The organism is Clostridium putrefaciens (genome assembly GCF_900461105.1).
Lineage (GTDB): Bacteria > Bacillota > Clostridia > Clostridiales > Clostridiaceae > Clostridium_L > Clostridium_L putrefaciens.
Genome location: NZ_UFWZ01000001.1, coordinates 2,100,156 through 2,116,590 on the forward strand (window position 1 = coordinate 2,100,156; position 16,435 = coordinate 2,116,590).

The window sequence follows — 16,435 nt, forward strand, 5'->3', positions numbered from 1 at the left end:
TAGATTTAATAATTAATATATAAAACATTTAAAAACACTTAGTTTATTGGTATGAGTTCTTTAGCTTTAATAAAGTCATCATATTTATATACCTTTATATTTTCATCTATAACTATTGGGTAGTATGGATTGTTAATATTATTGACATAAACATAGTACTTATGTCCATCTCTCTCCATAACATTAGCACAGGCGGCTTCTTCACCTAAGATTTTAGCTGCACAGTCCTTAATATTTTTCATCTTAGTTTCATAGTCTACATATACATCTTTGTTTACTCTCTTGTATACAGCCGTAAAATCATCTATAGTGTTTTCATCTCTTTTATTAAATGTTTTTTTGTTAAATTCCATATTACCTAAAGATATCTTAATCTCATTAAATTTACTTGTATCAACCTTCATTGAATACTTCCAAAAGTAATAAGGTGTAACTTCTGAGAAAGTATCCTCACTAAATGACATCATTATATCCTTATTATCTTTATTAACCCAGTATCCTTCTAAGTCCTTTATCGTGAATAAATTTGTATATACTTTAGTATCTAAAAAATATATATCCTTATAAATTTTATAATCTTCTATAACCACCTTTGGCTTGTCTTTATAAGTTTTAACTAATATTTCTCCACTAGTTTTTAGATACACTATCTCTTTTCCATTAACATAAAACACATCTACATTAGAATCTACTTCTTCACTATTTACATATAATATATTTTCACTGCTTTTTGCAACTACTTTGTTTTTATAAGCTATAGAATGATTTACATCCTTAAGTAATTCCTCCTCCTCATCTCCCTTAACACTTACCTTCTTTAAGTTTCTGTCCATATCAATTATATATGCGTCACTATCTGTACTGTTTTTTAAAAACATTACATTCTCTGAAAGCTCTACTGACTCTTTTGTTTTAAACTCTTTAAAGTAAAGCTTTCTTTTAGCATCTAAATAGTAAACCCCTCTTCCACTAGGAAGAAGTTTCATTCCAATAACCTCTTCACTTATCTCTTCTGCTTTACCTTCATAAGGCTTATAATAAAGTTTTCCTCCTGACTCTTCTGATTCATTATTAATTATATATACTAAATCTTTATTTCTAATAAATTCAGCCTCCAAAAGTTTAGAGCCACCTGTTAAAATTTCCTCTTTAGTTTCTTTATCTATATCCTCTATGTATAAATTTTGTGAAGATATATATATTACCTTTTTTAAATCTTCACTAATTTTAAAATGAGATACCTTAGATGCAACCTTAAGTCTTTCTTTACCTTCTTTCTTTATATATAAATTAAGGTCTTTAGTCCTATAACATATAGCGTTTTTGCCTAAATACTTATATTCCATTACATTCTTTGCTATTCGTATATTTTCTGTACTTGCTTTTTCTCTTTCATACAATTCTCCATCTTCATTAATATAATAAATAGTTGTACTATCTTTAGTCATTTCATCTATATATAATACAAAAGTATCAATTTCATCTATAACTTCATCCTTATCAATAGCAATTAAGCTCTTATCCTTATTAATACCAATATACTTATTAAGTCCTTTAGAGTACATAACATTTGAAATATTATTAGCTACCTTCTTCTTTTCGCCTTTACTATCTAAGGCATAAAACTCTTCAGTATTTACTGGATTTAAATAAAATATAGAATCTTTTGTATCCTTTTTAGTTCCAATATTAGTGCATCCTGCTAAGCTTATAGCTAAAATCCCTGTAATAATTAGTTTTCTTATAATACTTTTCATACTTCCTCCTTATTTATCTTATTACTAAAATTATATACCATAATTCATATAATAAAATCATGAATTTTGAAGTTATATAAATTCATGATTTTATGTTAATTATATTAACTATTTAAGTAACCCCTCTTTTTCAAGATATTCCTTTGCAACATCTTTAGATAATTTTCCTTCTACGTTGACTTCATAATTCATTTTACGCATTTCATCCTCTGTTATTTTACCTGAAAGTTTATTTAACGGCTCTTTTATTTGTGGATACTTTTCAAGAGTCTTTTTAAGCATAAGTGGTGCTCCTTGGTAAGGAGGGAAGAAGTTTTTATCATCTTCTAATACCTTAAGATTATATTGCTTAAGTTCACTATCTGTAGCATATGCATCAAGTAAATTAATATCACCTGATTTTATTGCACTGTAACGTAGTTTTGGTTCCATAGTCTTTATATTGTGAAAATTTAATCCATAAACTTTTTTAATACCTTTATACCCATCTTCCCTGTCTACAAATTCTAATGTAAATCCTGCTTTAACGTTACCTTCTATATTTTCTAAATCTGATATCTTTGTAAGGTTATGTTCATTTGCAATGTCTTCAGATACAGCAATAGTATAAGTATTATTGTATTTCATAGGTATTAAAAATTCCATTCCAAAGTTTTCCTCAAGGCCAATTCGTGCTTGCTCATAAACCTCATCTGGTTCGTGACTTATTGCATTTTCTTTTATAAATGTTTCTAGAACTGTCCCTGTAAATTCAGTATATACATCGATATCGCCTGAATTTATGGCGTTAAAAAGGAAACTTGTTTTTCCAAGTCCAGGTTTTAAGATTACATTAAGATCCGTCTCCTCTTCAATTATAAGTTTATACATATTAATTAAAATTTCAGGTTCCGATCCAAGCTTTCCTGCAATAATGACTTCTTTCTTTTGCGTTGTAAAATATGGTAGAACAACAACATAAGATATTACCATAACAGCTATGCCAATTGCTATCATACTCCTTTTTAAAGATACCTTTTCAAGATAACGAAGTAGTACATCAAAAACAATAGCAAGAAGTGCTGCAGGTACTGCTCCAATTAAAATGAGATCATTGTTATTACGATCAATACCTAGAAGAATTAAATCTCCAAGCCCACCAGCTCCAATTAAAGCAGCAAGTGTAGCTGTACTGATTATTAAAACCATAGACGTTCTAACTCCAGCCATAATAACAGGCATTGCAAGTGGTAGTTGAACTTTATAAAGTTGCTTTCTCCTATTCATACCCATAGCCTCAGCAGCTTCTATTAATACAGGGTCAATTTCTTTAATGCCAGTATAGGTATTCCTAAGTATTGGTAAAATCGCATAAATCACAAGTGCAATAACAGCAGGAACCTGACCAATTCCTACTAATGGAATAAGTATTCCAAGAAGAGCAAGAGATGGTATAGTCTGAAAAACAGATGCTATTTGTATAATTGGCTCTGATAAACGCTTATGCCGTATTAGATATATTCCAAGAGGAACCGCAATAAGTACAGCTATAAATATTGAAATAAAGGAAATCTGCATATGTTGAAAAAGCGCAGTTACTAATTGTTCTTTACGTTCTTCAAGAGTTGAAATTAATGTAACCATTAAACATCACCGCCTTTTTCAAGTTGCATAGATATAAATTTAACCACATTATTAGAGTCAATTGTTCCAATAATTTGTCCTTTATGCCTTACCAAAATTAATTCCTCATCTTTTAATAACTTAAGTAAATCTTCAAAGGATGATTCATCATCTATGATTATATTATTATTTTGAGTTTTGTATTTATAATGATTATAAAGTTCTATATCAATTAAGTCCTTTACTTTATACTCTCCTTTTAGAACGCATGTATTATATGCATTTCCTGACTTAAAAAAGTTTTCTACAAAATCATTTTTAGGGTTACTTATAATGTTTGTTGGTGTATCACATTGAACCACTTCTCCATCTTTCATGACACAAATCCTATCTCCAAGAGCCAACGCTTCTTGCATATCATGGGTTACAAAAACAATAGTCTTTTCAATCCTTTTTTGAAGTTTTACTATGTCTTGTTGAAGTTTTTGTCTACTAATTGGATCTAATGCACTAAAAGGCTCATCCATTAAAATTATCTTAGGATCACCAGCAAGAGCCCTAACTACACCTACACGTTGTTGTTCTCCTCCTGAAAGCTCTGATGGCTTCCTTTTACGATACTTATCAGGTTCAAGTCCAACACTTTCTAGAAGCTCTGTTATTCTTTCATTAACCTTTTTCTTATCCCATTTTTTAAGTTCTGGAACAATAGCTATATTCTCCTCAATAGTCATGTGAGGAAAAAGTCCTATTTGCTGAAGTACATATCCTATATCCCATCTTAATTCATGAATATTGTACTCACTTATTTTTTTATTATTTATATAAATTGTACCCTGGCTAATATCTACTAACCTATTAATCATTTTAAGTGTAGTAGTTTTACCACAGCCACTAGGCCCTATAAGTACAAAAAACTCTCCATCTCTAATGTTTAAATTTAAAGATTTCACAGCTATATTATCATTAGGATAATATTTAGATACATTTTCAAATTTAATCATATCACCACTCCTTACCTTTTGTCATTTATTCCTCTTTAGATGCAGAGATTTCGCATTAAAATCCCAGTGAAAATTTTACTCTTACTGTAATTGTCACCTATTACATTCATTAAGATATATGGGAATGCAACAGGCAGATAGGTCGCAAAATGGCTATAAATTCCCCCTCCCCAAAGTATCTTCAAAATTAATTTGCAATTATTAAACTAGTTAAGTAGTATCGAAGATAGGATTTATCCAATCTTGTACTAATAGCATCTCATCCCTTAAATCCTCAATTATATTTATCTGCAACATCCTTTTTCTTCTAAACCCTCTAATGCACCGAAAAAAATATAATTGCATTAAGTTAAAGGCTATTACTATAAACATAAGCACTGTTTCTACGCCTGTTGGACTATGAAGAAAGCAATGATCTAAATGCCACTCCGTTTTTAACTGATGAAACGCATTATTTTCAATATCCCATCTTTTATGCATTATCTTCCACAAAGTTTCTACTGAAGTAAATTTGTCTGTAGTTATAATCCATGATTCTTTGATTTCTACTTTATCTTTTTTATGTACTTCTTCTATAAACTTTATAAATCTTACTTTTATCTCTGAATTAGACATTTCAAAATTTTCTTCATCCCAGGCTTTTATTTTTATATAGTTGTTACTTTTTCTATTCACAACCCACTTTTTATTTGGCTCCCTGCACTTGAATAAAGCTAATGCATCTTTGACAATATGAAGTCTTTCATCTTTAACTCGTACTACTGCGTTCATTCCAATTGATAGCACTTCTTTAATCCAGGTGGATTTACAATATAGAGCGTCAGCGACTATGATATCTGCAAAATGATGAAATTCTTTATATAGCCTATTGATTAGGCGTTTCCCTCCGGTAGTTTCACCTTCATCCTTATTTGATCCATCTGTTTTAGGTTCAAGCATTTCCTGTCCTAAAATAAGGTGCGGATCAGAGCCTACAGTTGAACATACTACTGACCTGTGAAAATAATGAGTAACTCCACCATTGTGAACTCGGCTAAGACATTTATCACAACACTTTTTGGTGCTTTCAAATAATTCTACACCATCTATTGCCACTACCTTTAAACCATCCATAGTACTAGCTCTAAAGACTTTATTTTTTACCGCAGTTTTTATTATTTGATTGTGCATATTATTTAAACCTTCTAAGTCAAAGTCGCTTAATGAGCGCCTAACGGTATCAATACGTGGCACTTTAGTTTTCTTAGGTAGCAACTTTTTAAATTTATTTTTTTCAAGTAAGTGTTCTAATCTATTGAAACTTCTTATTTGAAGTATAAACCCAAATAATACCACAAAGGAGATTGTTGAAACTTTTGCAGAAAATTTTATTCTTTTATCCTTTAAGGTATTGATTTTTTTGCCTATATGATATACCTTATTAATATAGGTGAGCATTTGTTTTAAATAATTTGTGTTCATTTTATCAGCATCCTTTTATTTTAAGTTTCTAGTTAAAACTATTATAAAAAGGATGCTTTTATTATGCAAGTTTTCCCCTTATAAATTCCAGCAAAAATCGGAATTAATAACGATTTTCTTAATTTGATACAAATCATTATAAATCAACGGGCTATCGCCCTAAAAACTTTTCAAGTGCTAAACTTCTGCTTTAGATGTTGCGTCTTTATTCTTATATTATACATAACATCCATTAAAGAAAGTTAAATATTAGATTAAAATTAAGCATCTTATTTATAAATAAGATGCTTAATTTTAATCAATAAGTCTAAATATACTATTTAATCAAAAGAATCTTAAGACATTACTATTTCATAAACTTCTTCGAATTTATCAACTACATAATCATAGTCTTTAACTTCTCCAAAGCCATATCTTGCATAAATAAAAGGTATAGAGGCAAATCTTGCTGCCTTTAAATCTCCTTTAGTATCCCCTACATATATTGGGCTTTTTAAATTATTTCTATCTATTATTAATTTTATATTTTCACCTTTAAGAAGTCCTGTTCTACCTGGATTTTCATAGTCAATAAAATATTTACTTAACCCATGTGCCTTAAAAAATGCTTCAATATAACCACATTGGCAGTTACTGACTATGAATAATTTATGCGTAGCGGCTAACCTTTTTAGATTTTCTTCTACTCTAGGGTATAAGATGCCACCCCTATTTTCTAAATAACCACATTCCTCTTCACAACATTTTTTAATGATTTCAAGTCCCTTTTTCTTATTTAAGTAGGGGAAAAATTTAAGTGAAATATCTTCTATTGTAAATCCCATAATCCCTTTTATATCATCTATTGTTAGTTTCTCTTTTACTTCACTATATTTACTTAATGTTTTATTAAATGACCTAACAACTTCAGCTGTTGAATCCCATAATGTACCATCTAAATCAAATATAATACTGTCTAGTTTCATTATTTATCCTCCAACTTCTATATTTATCTTTTGTTCTATACTTAAGTTAATTTTATAATCTTTATTTGTTTATTTTCATCTCATCTATACTCACATTGGGGTTTTTATATCTTCCTTTGCTTTCTGTGCCTTTTCCATATTGGATAGCTTGAACTGGGCATAGATGAAGACATGCCAAGCATTCAGTACAATCCTCTCCCCAGGAATTCCCTGTTGCTGAAAAATAAAATATCATATTACCCCACCTATCACCATATTTATACCATGGCAACCATCCTCAACACCACTATCCTATTCAATGTAGGGTATTACGGCTGCTACACCACTCTATAAGTTCTTCTAACACTAAGATGGAAAGATGTATTCCTTATAACCAAACTCCACCAGAGTCTAAGAATCACTTGATAACTCTTATTATAACATCTTTAAATGTTTTTATTGCAATAGTTATTATTTATATAATAACATAAACAAAACCTCCTATCTAACTTTTAAAATCAGATAGGAGGTCTATAGTTAATATCTTTAATCTTCTTTTTTATTTATGATGCTCTTGGAATTTGACACTCCATTAATTCCGTCCCCTATGGTTGCTTCCATTTCTATCTTATATGCATTCTTATAATCCTCTGTATTTATCTCTGCCCCTTTTTTATCCATATCATCATGGTTTTCAACATTTTGATCATAAGTAATATTACTATGTTCTCCTATACTTACATCCATATCTACCTTATCTATTTTATTATGTTCTTGATCCTTTATTTTATCTGCCTTTTTAATCTTTTTAGCGTCTAATTTGTTTGCTTTTTTATTAACTTTAACCTTTTTAGTTATTATGACTGGATCTATATTTTTAGAGGCCTCTTCCATGTTCTTAAATATCTTAATTTCATTATTTACATGTTCTTGCCTATTAACATCAGCTTTTATAAAATCTTTATCACTTAGAAATGAATATGCATCTTCATTTTTAATTATAGTTTCTATAATGTTTTCTGAATTAATTAATTCTTTTATAATAATTTCAATCTTTTCAGTTCCAAATCCCTCTAAAACCTTATCATACAAAGCAAATTCATTTAATAATATTGGTCTAAAAGATGATTTTATAGCATGTAAAACTCTTACCTTATTTAATATATATTCTACCTGTTCTACTTCTAAATCTTTAAATGGTTCTAGCTTAAATCTAGCCTTTTCAATTTCTTCTTCTATTTGAACCTTATATATTTCAACTAATAAAAATTCATTAAACCTAATTTTAGGCCCGTCTACATATTTAGTTACTAATTGATCCTCTACCCTATTTATTATTTTCAAAACTGTTAATTCATTTAGTAATCTTTCAAATATATCCTCATCTATACCCTTTAACACATCATCCGACTCTTTTATTTGATCTGCTGATAATTTAATATTACAATCCGATAGTAGCAATTTTATTCTTATCTTATAGCAAAAGTTATTTTGAATTTCAAGTGGTAGCTTTTCTAGAATGTGTGACATCTTATTAGTTATAATAAGCAACTTTTTATCTACATATAAGTTATGCTTTTTTATCATTACAATCTCTTCTTTTGTATATTTACTGTTTGTACTACGATCTACTTTTTTATCTTTATTAGGCTCTTTAGTAATGCTTTTTAAAATATCAAAAATATCCATACACTCCTCCTAAATATCATGATTTAAAATCCACAAATCTATTCCTTTATATTCCCCTTATTATTATTATTATTAAATATCTTCAATAAATATAACCATTATCTATCTATCTAATGTTTTTGTAACAGCTTTAGTCTTTAAGAATAGAATATAACTGATGAGAATTTAAAATTCGCAGCAAAATATTAGGAGGTTTCTAATGTATAATCCGTTTTTTCACTGTCCCATTTCAAATAATCAAGCTTTAAATTCATTATTAGATGATCAAATGAGGAGTTTTTATAGGGTTGATGATGATAACACTCCTGAAGTTTTTAATAACCCTAAGGTTTTAGATGATCTTGAAAATACTAACGACTTTGAAGTTTTTAACACTACTAAAGATATTGATGATATTGATGTTTTTAATGATTTGGAAAACCTTGATGAAATTAGAGATTCTAATGAGCTCCAAGATTATAATGTAATTGAACACTACGCTGAACCTAATTCCATGGAAATTCCTTACGAAAATAACTATTCAAATGACTATCGATCTTTAAATGAAAACTATGATGTGTCTCTAGCCGATACTAGGGCTCCTCAGCAAGATGTAAATAGAATACTTGCACTTCTTAACATTCAAAGGCCGTATCTTGTACGAAATTTTGAAAGATTCGGTGTAAGTCGTGTACTTACTAATATATATTTTAGTATTGCTATATCCTACACCATAGACAATGCTAATAGGTATAGTGGAAACATAAATCAAAGAACAAATGCTATATTTAATAATTTCAGAAGAAGTTATACTTGGATATTTATTTCTTTACGTTCTAGTGGGGTTCCTAACAAAGTAATTGATAGCACCTTTAAAGAGGTAATAGAATTTACTTTAATGAATACTGGTACACCTACTCCTCCTAATCCACCTACCCCATCTAATAGATGGAGTAACTGGGAAGACCTTGGTGGTGTCTTATCTTTTGGTCCTGGTGTTTCTTCATGGTCACCTAATAGACTGGATACCTTTGTAACAGGAACTGACAATGCCTTATATCACAAATGGTGGAATGGATCAAGGTGGAGTGATTTTGAAAAACTAGGTGGTGTATTAACTTCTGCTCCTGCTGCTGTTTCATGGGCAAATAATAGAATTGATGTATTTGGAAGAGGTACAGACAATGCTATGTGGCATATCTTCTGGGATGGTTCAAGATGGAGCAACTGGGAAAGCCTTGGTGGTACTTTAACCTCTTCCCCTGCAGTTTCCTCATGGGCTCGTAATAGACTTGATACCTTTGTACGCGGCACTGATAATGCCTTATATCATAAATGGTGGAATGGTTCTAGGTGGAGTGATTGGGAAAGTCTTGGTGGAAGATTAACCTCAGCTCCCACTGCTGTTTCCTGGGGAAATAATAGAATTGATGTTTTAGCTCGTGGCGATGGCAATCGTTTGTATCACATATTCTGGAATGGCTCTAGATGGAGCAGTTGGCAAAACCTTGGTGGAAATATAACCTCAGCTCCTGCAGTATCTTCTAGAGCATCTAATAGACTTGAAGTATTTGCAAGAGGCCAAAATAATCAACTAATGACAATGTCATGGAACGGATCACGTTGGAGCAATTGGAGTAATATTGGAGGCACTATAACATCTGATCCATCTGCAGTATCTTGGGGTCCAAACAGAACTGACGTATTTGCTAGAGGCAGAAATAATGCAATGTGGCATATTTGGAGAAATTAATTAATATATAAAAATAGAGCTCTAAAGATAGACTTAATTCTATCTTTAGAGCTCTTACTATGCTTTCTATTTATTTATAAAATTCTTGAGTAGCATAGTATTTATTTCCTGATTTATAAATGCCCACTCCTAGGCTTGTAAATTTAGATGATAATATGTTTGCTCTATGTCCTGATGAATTCATCCAATTTGTCATGAACTTATCAGCAATAGCATTTGCATCAGAAATACCACCTATATAAGCTATATTTTCACCCCAAGCTGTAAATGAAACTCCGTCTTTAGCCATTTGAACCGTTATGAGTTGTCCTTCAGGGTTCTTATGATCAAAATAACCTCTATCAGACATATCTTTTGATTTAATTCTTGCATACTTTTCCATTGTACTGTTGTAGCTTAACTGAGACATCCCAGCTTTAGATCTTTCTGCATTTACTCTATTAAATATTAATTGCTCAACCTTTGCTTCAAGGTTTGCATCACTTGTTACTGCTTCTGTAGATGGCTTAACAGTGGCAGGCCTAACTATTGGTGCCTGTGATGGTGCTGGTGTTGGTATTGGTGTTGGTGTAGCTTTTGGTGCTGGTGATGGTATTGGTGTTGGTGTATTTGTAACTACTGCTTTAGATTTATTAGGTATAGGTGTAACGTTAGGTGTTTGTGCAGGCGTTACCGATGGTTTTGTCCTTACAGTTCCTCTTGAAGGTCTGTACACCCTTGAAGTTCTATTTGATCTTAATAGTTCAACAGAAAAATCATTATCTTTACTAGCCTCATTAATATTATAATCCACAATGTTATCTTCTAATGTAACATCATTATCTAATGTAGTTTTATTAAAAACCTTCTCTTGCTTTGCTTGTCCATTTACTACTAATTCAGCAACGTCACTAGTTTCGTCCTTTTTAATCTCTTCTATAGTATCTTCCTTTTTAGTAGCATTACCCTCAACTATAGTAGTCTTTTCTACTACATGATCTTCTTTATCCTTCTTTACACTTTCTATTCCTAAAATAGCCCTTAGTGGATTAACCCACTCATTGCCACTTTTAATTGTTCCTCCCATTAATCCAGTACCTGTTAATGCAGCACATATAATTAGTGTGATAAATCTTTTTCTCATTAGTTCCACTCCTTTTAATTTGTGTTGTTATTAGTTATACCACAAAATCAATAACTTTTTATTAGGAACCTCATTCCTATAATTGAATAATAACCCCTTAGTGGCTAATTCATCATTTAACTCGTAAATTATCATTCTTTAACTATGGTAATTTATTAGGTCTCATTATTGACTAAAATGGAGGGCTTAAGACATAACCTAATTATTAAATATCCATGTAAACACAAATATAAATAGGAATTAGAGTATAAATTTACACATACTAAAAAATCTTTATAAGATTAATAAAATAATATTATATGACTAAGAATAACATAAAATAAGGAGGCTGTAGCAAAATCTTATTTTTATGCAGCCTCCTTATTATTATTATTATTATTATATCTCTCTATGACATCCTAATTAACCCCAACAGCTGTATATGCATCCTTTACTGATTTAGATTCTGTTGAATTAACTCCATATAAATCTTGCGCTGATTGAACTAGTCCAAGTTTTGCTTGTTCAAAATTAGTAGTAGGATTAAAATATACTGTTAAAGCTCTATAATAAATTCGAGCTGTTTTTTCACATCCTATACTTTGGGCTACTAAATATCCAGCCTTATTTGGGATACCAGAGTTAATGTGAACGCCACCATTATCTCCTGAAGGTGTATTTGGCAAGTTTTTATAATTGTTCATATGACCTGGTTGATTGTATAACGTAGGATTTACTAAGCTTCTTAGAGCATCTCCTGGTACGCTTGGAGTATAAATTTCATCTCCAACCACCCAATCATAAGAATTAAACTCCCATGTCCCACCATTAGCAACATTATATTTATCATAAGTCTGAGTTAAAACACCAAATATATCTGACATAGATTCATTAAGAGCACCTGGTTGATTCTCATAATTTAAATTACAACTATGAGTTGTTACACCGTGAGTCATTTCATGTGCTACTACATCTAAATCTCCTGAAAGTGGTGCAAATAATCTACCGTCTCCATCCCCATAAACCATCTTGTAACCATTCCAAAAAGCATTATTATAAGCTGATCCATAATGTGCTACTGAATTTATTGACATTCCTTTATTATCTATACTATTTCTATTAAACATATTTTTATAAAAATCATATACAACTCCTGCATAACTGTGAGCACTTACTGCTGCTGGATCATTAATAGTGTTAGTTTCATTATTGATTAAAGATCCATTTGTGGTATTTCTATAATTAGCTGTATAGGTGCTAATATATCCACCCATATTTTTTGTTCTATCTTGAAGATAATGTTTTATACCTGATTTATAAAGGTTTAAACTTCTTTCATCTCCATTTACAGCAATACCAGATCCTAAAGCATTATCTTCCCTTATAAGATTCTTACATTCTATAATCTTCCCACTATAAACATCTACAAATATATCCCAGCTTCCAAAGGTAGGCATATCATAAACTATATTAACTTTATAAACTTCGTAGGCCTTAGAATCTTTATAATAAATATAATTTTCTGCTACAACCTCTTCACTTAATTCATAAAACTCCTTAGAACCTTTAGCTATTTCTATAGCTTCTTCTGAAGTTATAGGATTACTACTCTCCTTCTCTATAGAATCAATTCTATTTTCAAGAGTACCAGTTATTGTTATTAATTCCCCATTATCATTAAAATGTGCTTTAACATTTTTTTCATATATCTTTTTACCATCAAAAATTTGTTCTAAAGATACATGGGTAAATCCAAGTTCATCCTTCTCTACTTCCTTTAATGAAAAATCATTATATTCATTAGAAATTTCGAAAAGTTCTCTACTATCATTCATAAATTCAATAACCTTATCCACGGAAGGGGTTAATTCCTCTGACAAGGTTCCCTTTACGAAAATTTGAATACCATTATCCTTTTGTAAATATATCTTTTCTTCACCTTTGCTTAGTTCCTCAAATTGTTTTAAGATTTCGTCTTTTCCTTTTACTGTTGAGCCTAAATCAAATCCATAAGATATTTGAGTAGGAACCATGGCTGCAACTAAAAATGCGGTTAAAATTATAAAAGCTTTCTTTTTCACAATATCACCTCACTATTTTTTTCACTACAATTATAATGTATGAACAATACATATTTATGTTTCATAATAATTACAAAGAACTATTATTTTGCATTTTAATTTATTTCAAGTATAATTATAATTACAAAATCGTATACACTAAGGAGGATAACAAATTGAATACTAAAAAAATATTAAGTCTTTTAGTAACCCTTTCCATATCATTATCCACTATTACATCATTTAATTTAAAATCAGCAAAAGCTGCAACTACTGGAGATGATGTAACTGTTACCATTTTACAAAGTTCTGATGTCCATGGAAGGTTTATTCCTTGGGACTATTCAGGAGACGAAGCTAATACTAAGGGAAGCATGACTCAAATTTCTTCTATCCTAAAAGATGTAAGATCTAAAAGTTCTAATGTTATATTAGTAGATGCAGGAGATGCCATTCAGGATAATTCTGTAGAAACTTTTAATAAAGGGGCCGAGCAACCTATGGTCACTGCTATGAATTATCTAAACTATGACGTTTGGACTATGGGTAATCATGAATTTAATTTTGGATTAGATACTCTAAAAAATGTAACCAATCAATTTAAAACAGGACAAGCCATTGTAGGAAATCTTTATAAAGAAGATGGTACTAGATTTATGCCTGCTTACTCTATAGTAGAAAGAAACGGCATAAAAGTAGGGGTTATAGGTATGACTACCCCACTTATTGAAAAATTTGAAGCTGGAACTGATCATTTAAAAGGTGTTCATACTACAGATCCTGTAGAAGAAACTAAAAAGGTAGTAAAGGAACTTGAAGGAAAAGTAGATGTGATGGTTGGACTTATTCATATGGGTGAAGATAACGAAAACGAAATTTCAAATACAGGAATCACTGATTTAGCTAATGCCGTTCCTGAACTTTCCGTTATATTTGCAGGACATATGCATAAACAAATTGATGGGAAGCTTATAAATGGAGTACTTGTAACAGAGCCCTCAAAATATGGAGAACGTTTATCTAAGGTAGATTTAACCTTTAAGAAGGAAAATGATAAGTATGTTCTTAAAGATAAAAAGTCTAATGTTATTGACGTATCAAAATATAAATCAGATAAAGACCTTGAAGCTAAGTTACAACCTTTCCATAATATCTTAAGAGATGAGGCAAATAAGGTTATTGGTGAACTTAAAGTTATGCCTTTAGTCCCTAATGAGCAAATTAAAGGTATACCTGAAATTCAAATAGCCCCAACAGCTCTTACTACATTTTTAAATGAAGTTCAATTATATTATAGCAAAGCGGATGCAGTAGCTATAGGTATAGAAAATGAAAGAGCAAGATTAGATGTAGGACCTATAAAGAAAAAGGACATAGCCTTTAATTATAGATATACTGGTGGTGAAACTACAGTATATGAGGTTTCTGGAAAAGACCTAAAAGATTACATGGAATGGTCAGCTGCATACTTTAATCAACTTAAAGAAGGTGACATCACTCCAAGCTTCAACCCTTCTAGAAGAAATTCAAAGTACAGTACTAATGATATCTTTGGCGGAATAAACTACAATATAGATCTATCAAAACCTGCTGGAAATAGAATTGTTAATTTAACTTATAGAGACGGAAAAGCGATCAAACATACAGATACCCTTAAACTAGGTCTTAATTCCTACCGTATGGGGCAATTATTATCAAAAGGTGGTGCTCTCGAAGGAAGATCTAACATCAAAAAATTATGGTCCTCTAAAGACGAATATGGTGAAGATGCTGGTACCATAAGAAATCGTTCTATAGATTATATAATGAATGTTAAAGGTGGCATAATAGATGGACATGTAGCTGAAAATTGGTCACTTTTAGGTATAGATAAATCTTCTAAAGAATATGACCTTGTAACAAAACTAGTACAAAAAGGAATCCTAACTGTTCCAACTAGTGAAGATGGAAAGTATACAAATGTTGCTTCTATAAATACAAATGATATTCCAAAAGAAGAATTAGATAGCCTTTATGCTAAACATAAAATTCATGACGACAAACAGTTGCCTATTATTGAAGATAGTAGTAAGGAAGATAGTAGTAATAATGAAATAAAAGATAAAGAGCCTTCAAATGACTCTCCAAAAACTAATATAAATTATGGCGCCTTACCTAAGACAGGATCTCCTATAGGATTATCTCTTATAATTTTCTTAGGTATATCATTAACTGCCACAGGTATGGTATTATTTAAAAAAGACAAACAATGATCTTACTGTTAATTCTTATAAAAAGTCAACACTACTAAAAACAATAAAAAAAGGGTACTCTATAATTAATTATAGAGTACCCTTTTTAATACTACAATTTCAATATTGTAACATTAAAATCCTACATTACACTTAAAATTACCTTATTTAAATATTCCAAAAGGCTTCCCCACCGGTAAAAACACCTTACCAAAATGAGTATTTAATAACGCTGCAGCACTTCCATAAAAAGATAATATTGCTATTGTAAATTCTGCATAAGCTGCTACACTATGTGAAAACTCTTTCATTATTCCAAAGGAGCTTAATGTAAGTCCTAAGAATAAGAAGTCGATACCTACAAATATAAGGAATAAAACCTTATGAGTCTCCATTGCTCCTATAGTCATAAATGCAGTAAATATTAAATATGACAAAAATGCAAAACCTAATTGCTTAGGATCAGCCTTAGATGCAAGCTCTGCTCCAAAAACCCCATTTTGTATAAGCCATGTAAATCCCATAGCAAACCAAAAGAATGCATAAGCTCCAAATGCAGTAGCTCCAAAAGTATTATTATGTTTAAAATCATTTATACTTGCAAGTAATTGAGCAAAAGCCCCTAAGAATATTGCCCAAGGCAACACAAAAGAAACATCCTGTGTAAAACCAAGCTTTTGTGAAGATGCTACTAATGTTATAACTGCAAGCCCAAATAAACCTAGTGCAGATGGATCTGCTGTGACTATCTGTACCTTATTATCACTATTCATTTTTATCCCCCTATGTACTAGTAAATTACATAAGCTATATATACATTGTTATCTTAACATTTAAAATATAATAAAATGAA

At 30.6% G+C, this 16,435-nt stretch carries 12 protein-coding genes; 2 read left to right on the forward strand and 10 right to left on the reverse strand.

Annotation, left to right across the window (positions count from 1 at the left end):
* Positions 1-38: 38 nt before the first annotated feature.
* From DY168_RS09330 to DY168_RS09360, 7 genes are all read right to left on the reverse strand, one after another.
* Entirely contained in the window at positions 39-1,757 is a 1,719-nt protein-coding gene (locus DY168_RS09330; RefSeq protein WP_115641536.1) for a hypothetical protein, read from the reverse strand.
* 108 nt (positions 1,758-1,865) lie between these two features.
* Positions 1,866-3,380, reverse strand: coding sequence for an ABC transporter permease/substrate-binding protein (locus tag DY168_RS09335; protein ID WP_115641537.1), 1,515 nt, complete (start codon positions 3,378-3,380; stop codon positions 1,866-1,868).
* Positions 3,380-4,363: an ABC transporter ATP-binding protein gene (locus DY168_RS09340; RefSeq protein WP_115641538.1), complete on the reverse strand. Its 984-nt coding sequence runs from the start codon at positions 4,361-4,363 to the stop codon at positions 3,380-3,382. The genes DY168_RS09335 and DY168_RS09340 overlap by 1 nt, the downstream gene beginning before the upstream one ends.
* Positions 4,364-4,573: 210 nt before the next feature.
* Positions 4,574-5,824, reverse strand: coding sequence for a transposase (locus DY168_RS15055; protein WP_115641539.1), 1,251 nt, complete (start codon positions 5,822-5,824; stop codon positions 4,574-4,576).
* Positions 5,825-6,159: 335 nt separating this feature from the next.
* A complete protein-coding gene (locus tag DY168_RS09350) occupies positions 6,160-6,789 on the reverse strand; it encodes an HAD family hydrolase (RefSeq protein ID WP_115641540.1) in 630 nt (209 codons plus the stop codon).
* A gap of 61 nt (positions 6,790-6,850) precedes the next feature.
* Positions 6,851-7,024, reverse strand: a complete 174-nt coding sequence (locus tag DY168_RS09355) for a hypothetical protein (RefSeq protein WP_242984095.1) — start codon at positions 7,022-7,024, stop codon at positions 6,851-6,853.
* Positions 7,025-7,314: 290 nt separating this feature from the next.
* Entirely contained in the window at positions 7,315-8,457 is a 1,143-nt protein-coding gene (locus DY168_RS09360; protein WP_115641541.1) for a hypothetical protein, read from the reverse strand.
* A 493-nt stretch (positions 8,458-8,950) separates the two neighbouring features.
* On the opposite strand from DY168_RS09360, the gene DY168_RS15060 reads away from it, so the two are divergent.
* Positions 8,951-10,189, forward strand: coding sequence for a PLL family lectin (locus DY168_RS15060; RefSeq protein WP_423237252.1), 1,239 nt, complete (start codon positions 8,951-8,953; stop codon positions 10,187-10,189).
* 70 nt (positions 10,190-10,259) lie between these two features.
* Here the strand turns inward: DY168_RS15060 and DY168_RS14820 are convergent, their stop codons facing one another.
* Together DY168_RS14820 and DY168_RS09375 are read right to left on the reverse strand one after the other, a co-directional pair.
* Positions 10,260-11,312, reverse strand: coding sequence for a CAP domain-containing protein (locus DY168_RS14820; protein WP_242984097.1), 1,053 nt, complete (start codon positions 11,310-11,312; stop codon positions 10,260-10,262).
* Positions 11,313-11,710: 398 nt separating this feature from the next.
* Positions 11,711-13,372, reverse strand: coding sequence for a M4 family metallopeptidase (locus DY168_RS09375; RefSeq protein ID WP_242984098.1), 1,662 nt, complete (start codon positions 13,370-13,372; stop codon positions 11,711-11,713).
* Positions 13,373-13,527: 155 nt separating this feature from the next.
* Here DY168_RS09375 and DY168_RS09380 point away from each other — a divergent pair, with 155 nt between their 5' ends.
* Complete coding sequence (locus DY168_RS09380; RefSeq protein WP_242984099.1) at positions 13,528-15,603, forward strand: bifunctional metallophosphatase/5'-nucleotidase; 2,076 nt, start codon at positions 13,528-13,530, stop codon at positions 15,601-15,603.
* Positions 15,604-15,746: 143 nt separating this feature from the next.
* Here the strand turns inward: DY168_RS09380 and DY168_RS09385 are convergent, their stop codons facing one another.
* Positions 15,747-16,355, reverse strand: a complete 609-nt coding sequence (locus DY168_RS09385) for an acetate uptake transporter (protein ID WP_172556310.1) — start codon at positions 16,353-16,355, stop codon at positions 15,747-15,749.
* Positions 16,356-16,435 lie beyond the last annotated feature (80 nt).